18 protein-coding genes are annotated in these 16,706 nt (G+C 66.7%); 9 read left to right on the top strand and 9 right to left on the bottom strand.

The window, feature by feature from the left end; translation table 11 throughout:
• Positions 1 to 196: 196 nt before the first annotated feature.
• Entirely contained in the window at positions 197 to 613 is a 417-nt protein-coding gene (locus Tther_RS03210) for a MarR family winged helix-turn-helix transcriptional regulator (RefSeq protein WP_342781753.1), read from the top strand.
• On the opposite strand, the gene Tther_RS03205 is transcribed toward Tther_RS03210, so the two are convergent.
• Positions 592 to 1,464 (bottom strand): fumarylacetoacetate hydrolase family protein, encoded by an 873-nt coding sequence (locus tag Tther_RS03205; protein ID WP_143900818.1) that lies wholly within the window; start codon positions 1,462 to 1,464, stop codon positions 592 to 594. The two genes, Tther_RS03210 and Tther_RS03205, sit on opposite strands and share 22 nt — an antisense overlap.
• 167 nt (positions 1,465 to 1,631) lie before the next feature.
• Between Tther_RS03205 and grpE the strand changes: the two genes are divergently transcribed.
• The 4 genes from grpE to Tther_RS03185 all read left to right on the top strand — a co-directional run bounded on the left by grpE (position 1,632) and on the right by Tther_RS03185 (position 6,922).
• Positions 1,632 to 2,183 (top strand): nucleotide exchange factor GrpE, encoded by a 552-nt coding sequence (grpE, locus tag Tther_RS03200; RefSeq protein WP_143900817.1) that lies wholly within the window; start codon positions 1,632 to 1,634, stop codon positions 2,181 to 2,183.
• 93 nt (positions 2,184 to 2,276) lie between these two features.
• Entirely contained in the window at positions 2,277 to 4,208 is a 1,932-nt protein-coding gene (dnaK, locus tag Tther_RS03195; protein WP_143900815.1) for a molecular chaperone DnaK, read from the top strand.
• Positions 4,209 to 4,295: 87 nt separating this feature from the next.
• Complete coding sequence (gene dnaJ / locus Tther_RS03190; protein ID WP_143900813.1) at positions 4,296 to 5,423, top strand: molecular chaperone DnaJ; 1,128 nt, start codon at positions 4,296 to 4,298, stop codon at positions 5,421 to 5,423.
• Between the two features lie 134 nt (positions 5,424 to 5,557).
• Complete coding sequence (locus Tther_RS03185; RefSeq protein ID WP_143900812.1) at positions 5,558 to 6,922, top strand: MBL fold metallo-hydrolase; 1,365 nt, start codon at positions 5,558 to 5,560, stop codon at positions 6,920 to 6,922.
• A gap of 46 nt (positions 6,923 to 6,968) precedes the next feature.
• Here the strand turns inward: Tther_RS03185 and Tther_RS03180 are convergent, their stop codons facing one another.
• The gene (locus Tther_RS03180; RefSeq protein WP_143900810.1) at positions 6,969 to 8,372 is read right to left on the bottom strand and encodes an aminotransferase-like domain-containing protein; all 1,404 of its coding nucleotides are present in this window, start codon (positions 8,370 to 8,372) and stop codon (positions 6,969 to 6,971) included.
• Between the two features lie 157 nt (positions 8,373 to 8,529).
• Here Tther_RS03180 and gabT point away from each other — a divergent pair, with 157 nt between their 5' ends.
• Complete coding sequence (gene gabT / locus Tther_RS03175) at positions 8,530 to 9,846, top strand: 4-aminobutyrate--2-oxoglutarate transaminase (protein ID WP_143900808.1); 1,317 nt, start codon at positions 8,530 to 8,532, stop codon at positions 9,844 to 9,846.
• A gap of 45 nt (positions 9,847 to 9,891) precedes the next feature.
• Here the strand turns inward: gabT and Tther_RS03170 are convergent, their stop codons facing one another.
• Together Tther_RS03170 and Tther_RS13240 are read right to left on the bottom strand one after the other, a co-directional pair.
• Entirely contained in the window at positions 9,892 to 10,137 is a 246-nt protein-coding gene (locus Tther_RS03170) for a GDCCVxC domain-containing (seleno)protein (RefSeq protein ID WP_143900806.1), read from the bottom strand.
• Complete coding sequence (locus tag Tther_RS13240) at positions 10,134 to 10,292, bottom strand: hypothetical protein (RefSeq protein WP_185974990.1); 159 nt, start codon at positions 10,290 to 10,292, stop codon at positions 10,134 to 10,136. Before Tther_RS13240 ends, Tther_RS03170 begins: the two co-directional genes overlap by 4 nt.
• Before the next feature lie 42 nt (positions 10,293 to 10,334).
• On the opposite strand from Tther_RS13240, the gene merR reads away from it, so the two are divergent.
• The 3 genes from merR (at position 10,335) to Tther_RS03155 (ending at position 12,447) form a co-directional block, all read left to right on the top strand.
• Positions 10,335 to 10,742 carry a mercury resistance transcriptional regulator MerR gene (gene merR, locus Tther_RS03165; protein ID WP_143900804.1) on the top strand — a complete coding sequence of 136 codons (408 nt, stop codon included), beginning with the start codon at positions 10,335 to 10,337 and terminating at the stop codon, positions 10,740 to 10,742.
• A gap of 2 nt (positions 10,743 to 10,744) precedes the next feature.
• Positions 10,745 to 11,080 (top strand): YnfA family protein, encoded by a 336-nt coding sequence (locus Tther_RS03160; RefSeq protein WP_143900935.1) that lies wholly within the window; start codon positions 10,745 to 10,747, stop codon positions 11,078 to 11,080.
• A 242-nt stretch (positions 11,081 to 11,322) separates the two neighbouring features.
• On the top strand, positions 11,323 to 12,447 hold the full coding sequence (locus Tther_RS03155; protein ID WP_143900802.1) for a Fic family protein: 1,125 nt from the start codon (positions 11,323 to 11,325) through the stop codon (positions 12,445 to 12,447).
• 72 nt (positions 12,448 to 12,519) lie between these two features.
• Here Tther_RS03155 and Tther_RS03150 read toward each other — a convergent pair whose 3' ends face one another.
• The 5 genes from Tther_RS03150 to Tther_RS03135 all read right to left on the bottom strand — a co-directional run bounded on the left by Tther_RS03150 (position 12,520) and on the right by Tther_RS03135 (position 16,490).
• Positions 12,520 to 12,903 carry a GNAT family N-acetyltransferase gene (locus Tther_RS03150; protein ID WP_246098886.1) on the bottom strand — a complete coding sequence of 128 codons (384 nt, stop codon included), beginning with the start codon at positions 12,901 to 12,903 and terminating at the stop codon, positions 12,520 to 12,522.
• Positions 12,869 to 13,177 (bottom strand): type II toxin-antitoxin system TacA family antitoxin, encoded by a 309-nt coding sequence (locus Tther_RS03145; protein ID WP_143900800.1) that lies wholly within the window; start codon positions 13,175 to 13,177, stop codon positions 12,869 to 12,871. The genes Tther_RS03150 and Tther_RS03145 overlap by 35 nt, the downstream gene beginning before the upstream one ends.
• 424 nt (positions 13,178 to 13,601) lie before the next feature.
• Positions 13,602 to 14,654, bottom strand: coding sequence for a DEAD/DEAH box helicase (locus Tther_RS13685; RefSeq protein ID WP_342781754.1), 1,053 nt, complete (start codon positions 14,652 to 14,654; stop codon positions 13,602 to 13,604).
• Positions 14,655 to 14,920: 266 nt separating this feature from the next.
• On the bottom strand, positions 14,921 to 15,952 hold the full coding sequence (locus tag Tther_RS13680; protein WP_342781751.1) for a TOTE conflict system archaeo-eukaryotic primase domain-containing protein: 1,032 nt from the start codon (positions 15,950 to 15,952) through the stop codon (positions 14,921 to 14,923).
• Positions 15,936 to 16,490 (bottom strand): hypothetical protein, encoded by a 555-nt coding sequence (locus Tther_RS03135; protein WP_143900798.1) that lies wholly within the window; start codon positions 16,488 to 16,490, stop codon positions 15,936 to 15,938. The genes Tther_RS13680 and Tther_RS03135 overlap by 17 nt, the downstream gene beginning before the upstream one ends.
• Positions 16,491 to 16,706 lie beyond the last annotated feature (216 nt).

The raw sequence follows: 16,706 nt of genomic DNA, 5'->3' as shown, positions 1-16,706 counted from the left end.
TGGGGCCATCTTAGCGGCCGCACCGCCGCGGCCACGCGCCAGCGGGTGCCATTGCCGGGGCCATGCGGCAGACCACATCACCCAGCCGGCCGCCGGTGCACACGCTACCATCGGGCTTGTGCACAGCGTTTCATCCCCCCTTCCCCCGCCCGAGGCCGGGTCCGACAGTCCCAGCGCCCCGCTGGATACGCGGTTTTTGGAGTCGCTCATCGGCTACAACGCGCGCCGCGCCGCCTTGGCGATCATCGGGCCGGTGTTGCAGCGTCTGGCCCCATTCGAGCTGCGGGTGGTGGACTTCTCGGTCCTCACCGTGATCGCGCACAACCCGGGTGTGACCTCGCGCCAGGTGTGCGCGGCACTCGACATCCTGCCCCCCAACCTGGTGGGGCTGGTGCGCGCGCTGGAGCAACGCGGCCTGGTGGAAAAGCGCGACCACCCACGCGACCGCCGCGCCCAGGGCTTGTACGTGACCGCCGTGGGCGCCCAGGTGCAGGCGCGCGCGCAAGCGGCGGTGGGCGCCGTCGAGAGCTCCGACCTCACCCACTTGGACGCGCACGAGCGCGCCACGCTCATACGCCTGCTGCGCAAGATCTACCTGGGCCCCGAGGCCTGAGCCGGCACGGGCGCTGCCACCACCCGCTGGCGCTGCTCGCCCAACACCGGGCTGCCCAGCGTGATCACATCGCCCACCTGCAAAAAGCGCGGCGGCCGCTGCCCCATGCCCACCCCGGGCGGGGTGCCGGTGAGGATCACATCGCCAGGCGCCAGCCGCATGAAGCGGCTGAGGTAGCTCACGATGTGCGCCACGCCAAAAATCATGGTGCGCGTGCTGCCCCGCTGGCAGGGTTGGCCGTTGACGTCGAGCCACAGCTCCACCGCCTGGGGATCCGGGATGTCGTCGGCGGTCACCAGCCACGGCCCCAGCGGGCAGTGGGTGGGGTAGCTCTTGCCCTTGATCCACTGCCCTTCCATCTCGATCTGGTGGGCACGCTCGGACACATCGTTGGCCAGGCAATAGCCGGCCACCACCCTCAGCGCGTCTGACAGCGGCACGTGCCACGCGGGCTGTCCGATGACCACCGCCAGCTCCACCTCCCAGTCCAGTTTCTGCGCGCCCGGCGGCAACCACACGTCGTCGTTTGGCCCGCTGACCGCGCCCGTGTGCTTGCTAAAGACGATGGGCTGCTGGGGCAGCGGCAGCCCGGCCTCGGCGGCATGGTCGGCATAATTGAGGCCAATGGCGATCACGTTGCCGATCTGCCCGATGCACGGGCCGAGCCGTTCGGCGGGATCGACTTCGGGCAGCCGGCTGGGGTCGAGCCGCGCCAGCCGCGCGAGCGCGTCGGGGCTGAGCGTGTGGGGCGTCAAGTCCCCCACCACACCCGACAAATCGCGGCGCACGCCGCGGGCGTCCAACAGGCCGGGGCGCTCGTTGCCCGCCGAGCCGTAGCGAAACAGTTTCATCATCGGTCTCCTCGCGCGCTGCGCAGGCCCATTGTGACACGCGTGACACGCGTGACGCGCGCTACGCATCCCGGGCCACGCCTGCGCGCCACGCGGGTCTTGAAAAACCCGCACCCGCTCCCATGTGGTAGCTTTGGTGCCGAGACTACCCTTGGACACAACCCACCATGACACAAACCGACACGCCATCCACCCCCACCCCGAACGATGACGCGCACGCCGCGGCCGCCACCGCTGGCGCCGCGGACACGGCGGCCGCACCCGATTGGCAGGCCGAACTCGAGGCGCTGCGCCAGCGCAACGCCGAGCTCAACGACCAGCTGCTGCGCGCCGTGGCCGACGCCGAAAACACCCGCCGCCGCGCGGAAGAAGAAATGGCCAAGATCCGCAAATTTGCGGTCGAGTCCTTTGCCGAAAGCCTGCTGCCGGTGGTGGACAGCCTGGAGGCCGGGCTGGCCGTGCAAGAAGCGACGCTGGAGCAAATCCGCCAGGGCGCGCAGGCCACCCTGCAACAACTGCTGTCCGCGCTGGCGCGCCACAAGGTCACGCCCATCGCGCCGGCGCCGGGCGAGCGGTTCGACCCGCACCTGCACCAGGCGATCAGCATGGTGCCCTCCGACCAGCCGGCCAACACCATCGTGGCCACGCTGCAAAAGGGCTATTGGATGGCCGAGCGCGTGCTGCGCCCTGCCCTGGTGACGGTCGCCGGCCCGCAATGACGCCCCCCGGGCCTTGAATCCGCGGCAGGCGCCACCACCTTGACAGCAGTTCCATCCATTCCCCAAGATTTTCCAATTCGCTAGGAGCAGCACATGGGCAAGATCATTGGCATCGACCTGGGCACCACCAACTCGTGTGTCGCCATCATGGAAGGCGGCACCCCCAAGGTCATCGAAAACTCCGAAGGCGCGCGCACCACGCCCTCGATCGTCGCGTACATGGAAGACGGTGAAATCCTGGTGGGCGCGCCCGCCAAGCGCCAGGCCGTCACCAACCCCAAGAACACCCTGTTTGCGGTCAAGCGCCTCATCGGCCGCAAATTCGACGAAAAAGAAGTCCAAAAGGACATCGACCTCATGCCCTACAAGATCGTCAAGGCCGACAACGGCGACGCCTGGGTGGAGGTTCGCGGCCAAAAACTCGCGCCGCCGCAGGTCAGCGCCGAAGTGCTGCGCAAGATGAAGAAGACTGCCGAGGACTACCTCGGCGAGCCGGTGACCGAAGCGGTCATCACCGTGCCGGCCTACTTCAACGACGCCCAGCGCCAGGCCACCAAAGACGCCGGCCGCATCGCCGGACTGGAAGTCAAGCGCATCATCAACGAGCCGACCGCTGCCGCGCTGGCCTTCGGCCTGGACAAGTCGGGCAAGGGCGACCGCAAGATCGCGGTCTATGACCTGGGCGGCGGCACCTTCGACATCTCGATCATCGAAATCGCCGACGTCGATGGCGAAAAGCAATTCGAAGTGTTGTCCACCAACGGCGACACCTTCCTGGGCGGCGAGGACTTCGACCAGCGCATCATCGACTACATCATCACCGAGTTCAAGAAAGAACAAGGCGTTGACCTGACCAAGGACGTGCTGGCCCTGCAGCGCCTGAAGGAAGCGGCCGAGAAAGCCAAGATCGAGCTGTCCAACAGCGCGCAAACCGATATCAACCTGCCCTACATCACGGCCGATGCCACGGGGCCGAAGCACCTCAACATCAAGCTCACGCGCGCCAAGCTCGAGAGCCTGGTGGAAGACCTGATCGAGCGCACCATCGAGCCCTGCCGCATCGCCATCAAAGACGCCGGCATCAAGGTCAGCGACATCGACGACGTGATTCTGGTCGGTGGCATGACCCGCATGCCCAAGGTGCAGGAAAAGGTCAAGGAGTTCTTCGGCAAGGATCCGCGCAAGGACGTCAACCCCGACGAAGCCGTGGCCGTGGGCGCTGCCATCCAGGGCGCGGTGCTCGCGGGTGAGCGCAAGGACGTTCTGCTGCTGGACGTGACCCCGCTGTCGCTGGGCATCGAAACGATGGGCGGCGTCATGACCAAGATGATCAAGAAGAACACCACCATCCCGACCAAGTTCAGCCAGGTGTTCTCCACCGCCGAGGACAACCAGCCTGCGGTGACGATCAAGGTCTACCAGGGCGAGCGCGAGATGGCCGCCGGCAACAAGCTGCTGGGTGAGTTCAACCTGGAGGGCATCCCGCCCGCGCCGCGCGGCATCCCGCAAATCGAGGTGACCTTCGACATCGACGCCAACGGCATCCTGCACGTCAGCGCCAAGGACAAGGGCACCGGTAAGGAAAACAAGATCACCATCAAGGCCAACTCCGGCCTCACCGAGGAAGAGATCGAGCGCATGGTCAAGGACGCCGAGCTCAACGCGGCCGAGGACAAGAAGAAGGTTGAGCTGGTGCAGGCGCGCAACCAGGCCGATGCGCTGGTGAGCTCGGTGCGCAAGAGCCTGAAGGAGTATGGCGACAAGCTCGACGCCGGTGAGAAGGACAAGATCGAAGCCGCCATCCAGGAGGTCGAGGACGCCGTCAAGGGTGACGACAAGACCGCCATCGAGGCCAAGACGCAGGCCCTCATGAGCGCCAGCCAGAAGCTGGGCGAGAAGATGTACGCCGACATGCAGGCCGCACAAGGGGCGGCCGACGCCCAGGCCGGTGCCAGCAGCGGCAGCGCCAAGGCGGGTGACGACGACATCGTCGACGCCGAAGTCAAGGAAGTCAAGCGCGACTGACCGGTTGTCGTTGCGTGATTGACCCCACGCCGCGCACGGGCCACACCCCGGGCGCGGCTTTTCCGTTCCTGACATCTGTGGATCGACATGGCCAAACGTGACTATTACGAGATCCTGGGCGTGGCCCGCAACGCCAGCGAAGACGAAATCAAAAAGGCGTACCGCAAGCTGGCCATGAAGTACCACCCCGACCGCAACCAGGGTGAGGCGGCCAAGGCGGCAGAGGAAAAGTTCAAGGAGGTCAAGGAAGCCTACGAAGTGCTGTCCGACCCCCAAAAGCGCGCCGCCTACGACCAGTACGGCCATGCCGGGGTGGACCCCAACATGCGCGCCGGCGGCGCCGACGGGTTTGCCGGCTTTTCGGAGGCGTTTGGCGACATCTTTGGCGACATCTTCGGGGCCCCGCGCGGCGCGCGTGGCCGCCAGGTGTACCGCGGCAGCGACCTCTCCTACGCGATGGAAATCACGCTGGAGGAAGCGGCCCGCGGCAAAGACGCGCAAATCCGCATCCCGAGCTGGGAGGACTGCGACACCTGCCACGGCAGTGGCGCCAAACCCGGCACCAGCGCCAAGACCTGCCCCACCTGCCACGGCAATGGCGTGGTGCAGATGCGCCAGGGCTTTTTCAGCGTGCAACAAACCTGCCCCCACTGCCACGGCACGGGCAAGATCATCCCCGAACCCTGCCCCACCTGCCGCGGCGAGGGCAAGGTCAAGCGCCACAAAACGCTGGAAATCAAAATCCCCGCCGGCATCGACGACGGCATGCGCATCCGCTCCAGCGGCAACGGCGAGCCGGGACGCAACGGTGGCCCGCCGGGGGATCTCTACATCGAAATCCGCATCCGCCGCCACGAGCTGTTCGAGCGCGACGGCGACGACCTGCACGTGCAGGTGCCCATCCCCATCACCACGGCCGCACTGGGCGGCGAGGTCGAAGTCCCCACACTCGACGGGCAAAAGGCGGTCATCGACATCCCCGAGGGCACGCAGCACGGCAAAACGTTCCGCCTGCGCGGCCGCGGCATCAAGGGGGTGCGCTCCAGCTACCCCGGCGATCTTTACGCCCACATCGCGGTGGAGACCCCGGTCAAACTCACCGAGCACCAGCGCCGGCTGCTGCGCGAGCTGGACGAGTCGCTGAAGAAAAGCGGCAACAAGCACAGCCCCAACGAGAAGGGCTGGTTCGAAAAGGCCCGGGATTTTTTCTCCTGAGCGGGCGCTACGCCCGCGCCCGGGCCGCTGCCCTGTGGCGACGCCTGCGCCAGCCCCTTCGCCGCTGAGGTGCCGCGCGCTGGGTAGGGCGCCGGGCCGTCCCACCACACGCGCCATCCGTTACGATGTGACGGATGGACGTGCGCATACAATTTTTGGGCGGGGCCGGCACCGTCACCGGCTCCAAATACCTGATCCAGCACGACGGCCGCGCGCTGTTGGTGGACTGCGGGCTTTTTCAGGGTTACAAAACGCTGCGGCTGCGCAACCGCCAGCCCTTGCCCGTGGTGCCGGGGCACATTGGCGCCGTGGTGCTCACCCACGCCCACATCGACCACAGCGGCCACCTGCCCCTGCTGGTGCGGGAGGGGTTTCGCGGCAAGGTGTGGTGCACCCACGCCACGCGCGACCTGTGCGAAATCCTGCTGCCCGACAGCGCCCACCTGCAGGAAGAAGACGCCGACTTTGCCAACCGGCACGGCTTTTCCAAACACGCACCGGCGTTGCCGCTGTACACGGTGGACGACGCCATGCGCAGTCTGCGGCATCTGCGAGCGCAGCCGCTGTACCAGCCGTTTGAGCCCCTCCCCGGCTGGCGCGTGCAGTTCTATGGTGCCGGGCACATCCTGGGCGCGGCATCGGTGCTCGTGGAAGTGGGCGGGCGGCGGCTGCTGTTTTCCGGCGATCTGGGCCGCGCCGATGACATGCTGATGTTTCCACCCGACCCGCCGCCAGCGGCGGACGCGGTGGTGGTGGAGTCCACCTACGGCAACCGACAGCACCCCCCGGGCAACCTGATCGACGAGCTCGCGCCGCTGCTGGCGCGCGTGGCCGCGCGCGGCGGCACGGCGGTGGTGCCGGTGTTTGCGGTGGGCCGCGCGCAAGCGCTGCTGCACGCCATCGACGTGCTCAAGCGCCAACAGCGGCTGCCGCGGTCGTTGCCCGTCTACCTGGACAGCCCCATGGCCATCCAAGCCACGGCATTGCTGGCCAACCACCCGGGTGAAACCCGCCTCAGTCCCGCTCAGGTGCAGCACATGACGCATGGGGTACAGGCGGCGCGCACGCCCGACGAATCCAAGGCCATCGCGCGCCACCACGGCCCCAAGGTGATCCTGGCTGGCAGCGGCATGGCCACTGGCGGGCGCGTGCTGCACCACCTCAAGCTCTACCTGGGCGACCACCGCAACATGGTCATCCTCACCGGCTACCAGGCGCCGGGCACCCGCGGCGATGCCCTGCTGCGCGGTGCACCGACCGTGCGCATCCACGGGCAGGACTGGGCCGTCCAGGCCGAGGTCGCCCAACTGCTGACCGCGTCCGCGCACGCCGACACGGATGGCCTGATGGCGTGGCTGGGTGCCATCCCCGGCGCGCCACGGCGCATCTTCATCACCCACGGCGAGGCCGACGCGGCCGACGCCCTGCGCTGCCGTGTCGAGCGCGAATTGCGCCGCGCTGCCCTGGTGCCCGAGCATGGCTCCACGTGGGCGGTGTGAGCCCAACGGGGCGGCGCGTCAAAGGCGCGCCATCACGTGCCGCGCGTCACCCAGCGCCCGGCGCTGACGTAACCGTGCCCAAAAACGCCCACAGCGCCTCATCCTGGCAAAACGCCACGTTGAAGCGCAGCCATGGGCTGGGCGCGAGGTCCAAGCCAAACAGGTGGCCCGGCCCAAGCAGAATGTCCTGCTCCGCCGCCTGATAGGCCAGCGTGGACGCGTTGTCGATGGCGGCGTGCCGCGCCCACAAAAACATGCCGGCAGCGGGCTGGGCAAACAGCTCAAAGCCCAGGGCCTCCAAGCGCGCCGCCGTGCGCTGGTGGGCCTCGGCCAGCCGCTGGCGCAGCACGCGCAGGTGCTTGCGCCAGCGGCCATCGACCAACGCGCCGTAGGCCAGGCGCTCGGCAAACTCCGACGATGTCAGGCCGGAAATCATCTTGAGCTGCGCCAGATCTTCCAACACATCGGGGTGCGCGGCCACGTAGCCCACGCGCAGGTTGGGCGAAATCGTCTTGGAAAAGCTGCCGATGTGAATCACCCGCTGGAGCTGGTCCAGGCTGGCCAGCGATGGGCGAGGGTCCGGGTCCAGATCGGCGTAGAGGTCGTTTTCCACCACGCGCAACTGATGCCGCTCCGCCAACTGCACCACCCGGTGCAGGTGCGACAGGTGCGCCACCGAACCCGTTGGACTGTGCAGCCGCGGCTGGGTAAAAAAGACCTTGGGCCGGTGTTCCTGTATACGGGCTTCCAGCGCGGCCAAATCCCAGCCCTGCGGCGTGCGCGGCACACCGATCAGGCGCGCCCCCAAAAACCGCAGCGAAAACAGCAAATTGGGATAACCCGGCTCATCCACCAGCACCGCGTCGCCGGGCTGCACCAGGCGCCGCGCCACCAAGTCCATGGCCTGGCTGGAGCCGTGGGTGAGCAGCACCTGGTCGCTGGTCAGCGCAATTTCCTGCTCCGCCAGCAAGTCGCGCACCAGTTGCCGCAGCGGGGTGTAGCCCTTGGGCTCGCCGTAGCCGCCCAGGTCGATGTCTTGCGCCGCCAGCGCGCGCAGGCTGCGCCGCAGCCCCTCGCCAAACAGCCAGTCGTTGGGCAGCCAGCCACAGCCGGGCTTGAGGCGCAGATTGCGGTTTTCGAACACGCGCCGCAAATACCACATGGAGTCGAAGTGGTACTGCGGCCCGGGGCCGCTGGCGGCCTCGGCCTGGCTGTCCCGGCTGCGCACGAAAAAACCCGAATGCGGCCGCGACGCGAAATAGCCCAGTGCCACCAGCCGGTCATAGGCATCCACCACCGTGTAGACGCTGACGCCGTGCGCGTGCGCAAACTGCCGGATCGACGGCGCCTTGGCCCCCGGTCGCAGCACGCCGGTGCGGATCAACTCGCGAAAGCCATCGACGATTTGCTGCACCAGCGGCGTGGGGTGGTGGGGATCCAGGGTAAACATCGGGAAAGTCTGTATCGGGCGCCGGGGCTATACAGTACATCGGCCCAACGAACGCCTCTGTATATGGTAGCCCCCCACGGGGCCCGCTACATTGAAGGCGATGATGGGCGGGTACGCCCTGCCCCCGTATCACACCCCTGCCGGACCGGAGACCCCCATGCACAGTGATCCTCAATTGCAATCTGCCGCCAAAAGCAACGCCGCGCTGATGGCGCGCCGCCGCGCCGCCCTGCCCGTCGGCCTCGGGCAAACCTACGAGGTGTTTGCCGAGCGCGCCGAAGGCGCGGAAATCTGGGACGTGGAGGGCAAGCGCTACATCGACTTTGCCGGCGGCATCGCGGTGCTCAACACCGGTCACCGCCACCCCAAGATCGTCGAGGCGGTCAAGGCCCAGCTCGACAAGGTGCACCACACCTGCTTTCAGGTGCTGGCCTACGAGCCGTATGTCGAACTGGCAGAACGTCTGTGCGCCAAAGCGCCCGGCGACTTCGCCAAAAAAGCGTTCTTCCTCTCCACCGGGGCCGAAGCGGTCGAAAACGCCATCAAGATCGCCCGCGCCGCCACCAAGCGGCAGGCCGTCATCGCCTTTGGCGGCGGCTTCCATGGCCGCACGCTGCTGGGCATGGCGCTCACCGGCAAGGTCGCGCCTTACAAAGCCGGCTTTGGCCCCTTCCCGGCCGAGATCTACCATGCCGAGTACCCCAACGCGCTGCACGGCATCAGCGTGGCCGATGCGTTGCGCTCGGTGGAGCACCTGTTCAAATACGACGTCGAGCCCGAACGCGTCGCCGCCATCATCCTGGAGCCCGTCCAGGGCGAAGGGGGCTTTTACGTCGCCCCGCCCGAATTTGCCCAAGCCCTGCGCGCCCTGTGCGACCAGCACGGTATCGTCTTCATCGCAGACGAGGTGCAAACCGGGGCCGGACGCACGGGTACCTGGCTGGCCTGCGAGCAATGGGGTGTCGCGCCCGACCTCATCACCATGGCCAAGAGCATGGCGGGGGGCTTTCCGCTGTCGGCCGTCATCGGCAAGGCCGAGATCATGGACCAACCCCTGCCCGGCGGCCTGGGCGGCACCTACGCCGGTCACCCGTTGGCGTGCGCTGCGGGGCTGGCGGTGCTGGACGTGTTCGAGCAGGAGAACCTGCTGGCGCGCAGCCGCGCCATCGGCGAACGCCTGCGTGCCGGGCTGACCGCGATGATGGGCCGCCACCCCGAAATCCGCGACGTGCGCGGCCTGGGCGGCATGGTGGCGATCGAACTGTTCCAGGACGGCGACCTGAGCAAGCCGGCCGCGGACCTGACGAAGCGCATGTGCGCCGAAGCCATCCGGCGCGGCTTGGTGCTGCTGTCGTGCGGCCTGTACGCCAATGTGATCCGCATCCTGGTGCCGCTGACCGCCAGCGACGCCCTCCTCGACGAAGGCCTGGCGATCATGGAACAGGCCCTGGCGGCGGCCAAGAACGGGCGTTGACGCCGCGGGCGCGCAGGCAGTGCGCCGGCCCGGCCGGCGCCCGCGTCAGCCCCGCGCCGCGCTGTCATCGCCCCGAGCGACGCCGCAACAGTCGTGCCGGGCCTGAATGGGCGGGCATGGCACCGTGCCGTAGGAGCAGTACACGCAGCAATCACCCGGTTGGGGTTTGAGCACGGTGTGGCACTGCTCGCATTCGTAGAACCACTGGCAAGCGTCGGTGGGCATGGTCTCGGTCTTGGCATGGCCGCACGCGGGGCAGGTCAGCGTGGATTCCAGGATCACCCCTGTCATTCGTCACCCCTCACCACGGTCGTAGGCCCCGGCGTGCAATCGGCGGCGGGTTGCCCAAAACGGCGGTCGGCGACGATCAGCGCCACCACCGCCGCGCCAATCCCAAGGGCCTGGTAGGGTTCGAGCAAGGTTTCGGTTGGTTGGTCTGCTTTCACGGCGTAAGCTTACTTCCGTACTTAAGTACGGAGTCAAGCACCATGAATGCACCCGCCGAAACCCTGACCATCGGCGCCCTGGCCGAAGCGGCCGGGGTGAACGTCGAGACGATCCGCTTTTATCAGCGCAAGGGCCTGATGCGGGAGCCCGACCGACCACTGGGCGGCATCCGTCGCTACGGTGAGCCGGATCTGGCACGCGTGCGCTTCATCAAGTCGGCCCAGCGACTGGGCTTCAGCCTGGACGAGGTCGCGGACTTGCTGAAGTTGGAGGACGGATCGCACTGCACCGAGGCCCGCGCACAGGCCGAGCGCAAACTGGCCGACGTGCGCGCCCGCTTGGCCGACCTGCACCGCATCGAAGCCGTGCTGCAAGACCTCGTGCGGCGCTGCGGCGCTGCCCAGGGCAAAGTGCGCTGTCCGTTGATCCAGGCCCTGCGGGAGGCATGACGGTGGAACTCTTGAAAGTGGCACTCCTCTTCGCCGTCACGGCGGTTGCTGAAATCATCGGCTGCTACTTGCCTTGGCTCGTCCTCAAGCAAGACAAGCCCGCATGGCTGCTGATACCGGCCGCTTTGTCGCTCGCGCTGTTTGCGTGGCTGTTGACGCTGCACCCGACTGCGGCGGGGCGAACCTACGCGGCCTACGGAGGGATGTACATCGCCGTGGCGCTGGTGTGGCTGTACTTTGTCGATGGCGTGGCCCTGACCCGTTGGGATGTTGCGGGAGCCTGCATCGCCTTGGCCGGTATGGCGGTCATCGCGCTGCAGCCATCGACGGCGGGTTGACTGCTGACACTGTCGGCGCTCGGTCGCCCTCGCTACAGCTGTCAGGCGACACCGTAAATTGACCCCCCAGCGACACGAGGAACTGACACTCGGGGGGATGGGTAAGGAGCCATTGGATTGGGGGTGCGGCCTCAATAACCAAGGGTAAGGCGGCCCTCCATGCGGCGAATAGCCCCTTTATTCACCGCACTTTATGCGGTGAACGTCTTGTGCGTGCGGAGCATGCGCCTCATAATCTCCGTATGCATAGCGGCGATTGCCACTACATCTGGCAGTCCCAAGACTGGCCGAACTGGCGCTTCGACCTGGCAGCCTTGGCTGAGCCTATGGCTGAGGTCAGCCGCGCCCAGGGGCTGTTGCTGGGTCGTCTGGCCGACGTGGGCATGGCCCTGCGCGATCAGGCGAGCCTGGCGGCACTGACCGAGGACGTGGTCAAGACGAGCGAGATCGAGGGCGAGCAACTCAACGTCGAATCCGTGCGCTCTTCCATTGCCCGCAGGCTGGGCGTGGACATCGGCGCGCTCGCGCCGGTCGATCGCCACGTCGAGGGCGTGGTCGAGATGGTGCTGGATGCCACGGCCAACTGTCGGGCTCCGGTATCGCGGGAGCGTCTCTTCGGCTGGCATGCCGCGCTGTTTCCTACCGGCTACTCCGGTCTTACCAAGATCAAGGTCGGCAGTTGGCGCGATGACACCAGTGGCCCGATGCAAGTGGTGTCCGGCCCCATCGGCCGCCAGCGGGTGCATTTCGAAGCGCCGCCCGCTGATCGCCTTGAGGCCGAAACCAGCCGCTTCCTCGACTGGCTCAATGGCGCATCGAACGAGCCGCCGCTGATCAAAGCTGGCCTTGGACATTTGTGGTTCGTCACCTTGCACCCGTTTGACGACGGGAATGGCCGTATCGCCCGGGCCATCGGTGATCTGTTGCTGGCACGCGCCGACGGCAGCCCGCAACGCTTCTACAGTTTGTCCGCGCAGATCCAACGCGAACGCAAGGCCTACCACGCCATCCTGGAGCGGACGCAGAAGGGGGCGATGGACGTTACCGCGTGGCTTGCCTGGTTCCTTGACACGCTGCATCGCGCCGTCGATCAAGCGCAGCACACACTCGATGCCGTGCTGACCAAGACGCGGTTTTGGCAGCGCTGGGCGACCACGCCACTGAACGAGCGACAGGTGAAATTGCTGAACAAGCTGCTCGACGGCTTTGAAGGCAGGCTCACCAGCAGCAAGTGGGCGGCCATCGCCAAATGCTCGCCGGATACGGCGCTGCGTGACATCAACGACTTGCTTGCGCGCGGCGTGCTGCGTAAATCGGATGCAGGTGGGCGTAGCACCCACTATGAACTGAATGATTCGCCCACGTAGCAGCGCTTCTTGCGATAGCGTGTGCGACATGATCGACCCCGTGGGGCAGGACCTGATCTCGGGGCACGATCCTCAACGAACCCAGCGGCGGGCGCCCTTCAAGAGCAGCAGCAACTGCCGTTCGCGCAGCGGCGAGGCGATGCACCCGAACCGGGTGTAGAAGCGCGCCGCATCTTCGTCGATGGGATGGGTGAGCAGGGCCCGCACACCGGCCTGCTCGGTGATCACCAGCGTGCGGCGAATCGCATCCTGAAGCATCCCGGCGCCGATCCCGCGGCCCTGGTGCTCGCGTGACACGGCAAGCCTGGCCAGGATCACCACCGGCACCGGGTACTGTCCCAGCCCCGTGCGGATGCGCTCCGGCGCTTCCAGCCTGTCGACCTGGCCCACAGTCAGGCTGAAGTAGCCCACGACGCGGTCGTCACCATCGGCGGCCACGACGAAGGTCTTGGCCAAACTTGCGAGCGAACAGATCGGCCAAGCCGTCGTTGGCCTGCTCGGGGCGCTCCAGCAGATCCATCAGGGCCTGGTACTGGCTGCCTGAGACCATGAACAGGCGCTGGTCCAGCAAGGTCTGCTCGGCCGCGAGGCAGGCGCTGTCGAGGATGAAGTCGGTCAGCGATTTGTGGGCCACCTCGGCGGCACGGCGCAGCACGGCCTCCTGTTGCGGCGTGGCGCGCAGCCCAAGGCGGGCAGTACGGGCAGCGGGCGAGGGTGCGATGGCAGTCATGGCGGCGCCTCTCTTGTTCGATCCACTGGCGCAATGTTGGTACAAACGACACACGTGGTCGAGTTCTCCGAGGCAAGCGGGCACCGTGGTTGACGGTGAACCGCCGCACATAAGCTGTTGATTTTGAAAAATCAGGCGCTGCGGCTACCCGCAGGCCAAACGGAGAACAGAGATGGCTTTGGCCGAGAAAGTGGCTGATTTCGAGCGCTTTGGCTGGCCTGCCACCCGCAGCACAGGCGGGCAGAGCCCCGCGTGGCGTGGGGATTTCAGGCAAGAAAACGACGTTTCGCCACAGACAAAAAGGGCCCGGAGAGTGTTCCGAGCCCTTGCGTAAATGGTGGCGGGTGATTGACCATGTGCTGACTTGCCTCCCGAGCTTATGAGCACTGGCGCGGGTTGCTGCAGGCACTGGCGAATTCACACCTCACTTCAAATCTTCACTGCTGATGCGATACCCCATCGCCCGGTAGCCACGCTGGCGTTTATCCCACATCCGCAGCAGCGCCGGGTGGCCGGTGTCCACGAAGTCGATGATCCGCACGTCGGTCTTGCTTGCGTGTTCCCGGTGCAGACGCCCGGCGTACTGCTGAAGCGTGCCCTTCCATGACACCGGCATGGCGAGCACCAGTGTGTCCAGCGGCGGGTGGTCGAAGCCCTCGCCGACCAGCTTGCCGGTCGCCAGGAGCACGCGCGGCGCGTCGGGCGGCAGAGCATCGAGGTCTGCCACCAACGCTGCACGCTGCTTTCTCGACATCCGGCCATGCAGAACGAAGGGCGACGGCTCCAGGCCGCCGAGGGCCGCATCGATGGCGTCGAGGTGTTCCGTGCGCTCGGTCAGGACCAGCACCTTGCGGCCCTGCGCGAAGGCATCGCTCACCTCGGCGGCGATGGCCTCGGTCCTGGCCTGATCGTTGGCGAGATGTCGGAACACGTCCTGGATGCCGGCATCCTGCGGCAGATCGATGCGAGCGCGGCAGGCGCGCGGCACGACCTCCAGATCGTGCGGCGCTCCGGCCGGGCTAGCCGCCGTGTGGCGGATCGGCCCGCACTGCATGAAGATGATCGGATGCTGCCCGTCGCGTCGGATCGGGGTCGCCGTCAGGCCCAGCACGTACTTCGCCTTGGTCCGCTTGAGGATCGCGTCGAAGGAGACGGCGCCGACGTGGTGGCACTCGTCGACGATCACGTGGCCGTAGTCCTCGACCAGCGGGTTCACCTCGCCCTGGCGAGACAAGGACTGCATCACGGCGATGTCGATCCTGCCGCTGGGCTTGGCCTTGCCGCCGCCAATGGTGCCGACCATACCCTTGCCGACGCCCAGAAACGCCTGAAGCCGCTCCTGCCACTGCTTGAGCAGTTCCGTGCGATGCACCATCACCAGGGTGTTGACACCCCGGCGCGCGATCATCGCCGCCGCCGTCACGGTCTTGCCGAAGGCGGTCGGTGCACACAGCACCCCGGCATCAAAGGGCAGCATCGCCGCGATGGCAGCCTCCTGGTCGGGACGCAGACTGCCGACGAACGACACGTCCAGCGGCTGGCCGCGAACGCGTTCGTCCCGCAGGTCGCAGGCGATGCCGTTCTCGCGCAGCAGCGACAGGGCAGCATCCAGGCACCCTCGGGGCAACGCGATGTGCTGCGGGTAGTTCTCGGCGCAGCCGATGACACGCGGCTTGTCCCACACCGACATCCGCATCGCCTGCGCCTTGTAGAACTCGGGGTTCTGGAACGCTGCCAGCCGGATCAGGCGGTTGGCCAGCGCCTGCGGCAGTTGGGCCTCTCGAAATAGATCAAGTTGGCCAGCGTCACGCTCAGTGACTTCGGCATCGGCCCGGGCAGCTTCTTGGTCGAAGTGCTTTCGCGCTTCCACGGCGTGGCCAGGTCTTCGTCGTCGATGAAGGTGACGTCCAGCGGATGAACGCCACCCGTCGCCCGCAGGATGGTCGGCTCGATGTCGTGCGCGGCCATCGGCTGGATGGAGGCCAGGAATGCCCATTGGTCCTGGTAGGGGCGCAGATCAGCGTCGACGAAGACGCTGAATCCCTGCTCTCTGGGCCCCTTCTGCAAAGGCAAGGCAATCAGGTTGCCGAACCCACCTTTGGGCATCGTGTCCTGGTTCGGGAACATCCGGTCGTAGGACGTGAGCCGGAGCTGCCGCGTGCGCGCGCAGGTGTGGCTGATGACGGCCGTGCCCAGGCGGCGGGCATCACGTGCCGACACCCGACCGGCGAAGAACACCCAGGCATGGGCGCCCTGACCGGAGCGCGAAATCTCCAGCGCCGCCGGCACGCCCAGCTCCGCGCACGACTGACTGAACGCCCGCGCATCGTCCCGCCATTCGGCCTCGTCGAAGTCGACGGCCAGGAAGTAGCAGCTGTCGTCCTCCATCAGCGGATACACCCCGACCGTGTGATCGCCGGCCAGGTGCTTGTAGATCACGGCGTCCGACAGCGGCATGAGCAGGCGATGGCCGCAGTCGCCGCACTTGATGCGCGGCTTCTCGCACACGCCGGCGCGCCACTCATTCGCGCAGGCCGGCGCGTAGCCCGACTTGCCGGTGGTCTTGCTCTCCCATCGAACGGGGAACACGTCGGTGCGGCCGCGAAACAGGCGTCGGAAGAGCTTGACCTTTTCGTCGCTGGACAGTCTGGATGGCTCGACGGGCGGTGGGGACGGCTGCTGCCGGGCACGCCATTCAATGCCGTGCGATTCGAGCAGTGCGATCAAGCGGGAGTTCTCGGCGCGCAACGCCCGGAGTTCATCGCGATCCGCCATCGAATCCATGCTCGGCCAGCAGGTCGTCCATGTCGTCACCGACACCGTAGCCCAGGTTGTGGCCAAGGCTTCGGACGGCATCCAGGCGGCCCAGCAACGGCGGCCTGTGCTCCGTGGGCAAGGCGTCGATGGCTTTCAACGCCTGCCCGAACATCCGCACCAGGGCATCGAAATAGCCCTCGTCCTGCAAGCCCACGTCGTTGCTGAAGCCCACCGCGCGCTCGCAGAAGAACACCATCAGCTCGGCCAGGCCTTCGGGTCGGCCGACAGCCTTCTTGTAGTCGGCGATGGCCTTCTTGGCCTTGGCGACCGAGGTGTCCTGGTGCTTCAACATGTCGGGCCAGAGCCAGCGGTCGATGGTGGTCTTGTAGGGCTTGAGTACGTCGTCGCCCAGCCCGAAGCGGGCATGCAGGAAGGCTTGGTTGTCGCGGCTGGCGGCGTAGAGGTCTTGAACCAGGCCGATCAGGTCGGCGCGGTCGAAGTCGGCGAGCTTGGCCTTGACGTGGGACCAGGGGGGGGATGCTTTCTTGGATGTCATATGGAATCAGGCGCTTGGGGTAGCGCGAGCGCCTCGCAAAACTTGTTTCTCAGAGCATTCAGTTTCTCGGCTTCGAGCGTGCCCGCTTCGGAACCACTGAACAAAAAAGCTCGTACACCGCACACTCGCTCACGCTCGCTGTGAGGTCAGCGCAAATCACCCCAAGGCAGCCTCTGAGGCGCCCAAAGTGCCCTCGCGGCGGTGCAAAACCCGCCC

This window comes from Tepidimonas thermarum, assembly GCF_007556705.1.
Lineage (GTDB): Bacteria > Pseudomonadota > Gammaproteobacteria > Burkholderiales > Burkholderiaceae_C > Tepidimonas > Tepidimonas thermarum.
The sequence above is the reverse complement of the archived record's forward strand: the minus strand, read 5'-3'. Positions and strand labels throughout refer to the sequence as shown.

Excerpts from the sequence above, each read along its gene's own strand:
- gabT (WP_143900808.1), top strand. The coding sequence starts at position 8,530 with ATGCACAGTGATCCTCAATTGCAATCTGCCGCCAAAAGCAACGCCGCG.
- Tther_RS03155 (WP_143900802.1), top strand. The coding sequence starts at position 11,323 with ATGCATAGCGGCGATTGCCACTACATCTGGCAGTCCCAAGACTGGCCG.
- Tther_RS03180 (WP_143900810.1), bottom strand. The coding sequence starts at position 8,372 with ATGTTTACCCTGGATCCCCACCACCCCACGCCGCTGGTGCAGCAAATC.
- Tther_RS13680 (WP_342781751.1), bottom strand. The coding sequence starts at position 15,952 with ATGGCGGATCGCGATGAACTCCGGGCGTTGCGCGCCGAGAACTCCCGC.
- merR (WP_143900804.1), top strand. The coding sequence starts at position 10,335 with ATGAATGCACCCGCCGAAACCCTGACCATCGGCGCCCTGGCCGAAGCG.
- Tther_RS13685 (WP_342781754.1), bottom strand. The coding sequence starts at position 14,654 with ATGCTGCCCTTTGATGCCGGGGTGCTGTGTGCACCGACCGCCTTCGGC.
- Tther_RS03170 (WP_143900806.1), bottom strand. The coding sequence starts at position 10,137 with ATGACAGGGGTGATCCTGGAATCCACGCTGACCTGCCCCGCGTGCGGC.
- Tther_RS03205 (WP_143900818.1), bottom strand. The coding sequence starts at position 1,464 with ATGAAACTGTTTCGCTACGGCTCGGCGGGCAACGAGCGCCCCGGCCTG.
- Tther_RS03135 (WP_143900798.1), bottom strand. The coding sequence starts at position 16,490 with ATGACATCCAAGAAAGCATCCCCCCCCTGGTCCCACGTCAAGGCCAAG.
- dnaK (WP_143900815.1), top strand. The coding sequence starts at position 2,277 with ATGGGCAAGATCATTGGCATCGACCTGGGCACCACCAACTCGTGTGTC.
- Tther_RS03145 (WP_143900800.1), bottom strand. The coding sequence starts at position 13,177 with ATGACTGCCATCGCACCCTCGCCCGCTGCCCGTACTGCCCGCCTTGGG.
- Tther_RS03185 (WP_143900812.1), top strand. The coding sequence starts at position 5,558 with ATGGACGTGCGCATACAATTTTTGGGCGGGGCCGGCACCGTCACCGGC.
- dnaJ (WP_143900813.1), top strand. The coding sequence starts at position 4,296 with ATGGCCAAACGTGACTATTACGAGATCCTGGGCGTGGCCCGCAACGCC.
- grpE (WP_143900817.1), top strand. The coding sequence starts at position 1,632 with ATGACACAAACCGACACGCCATCCACCCCCACCCCGAACGATGACGCG.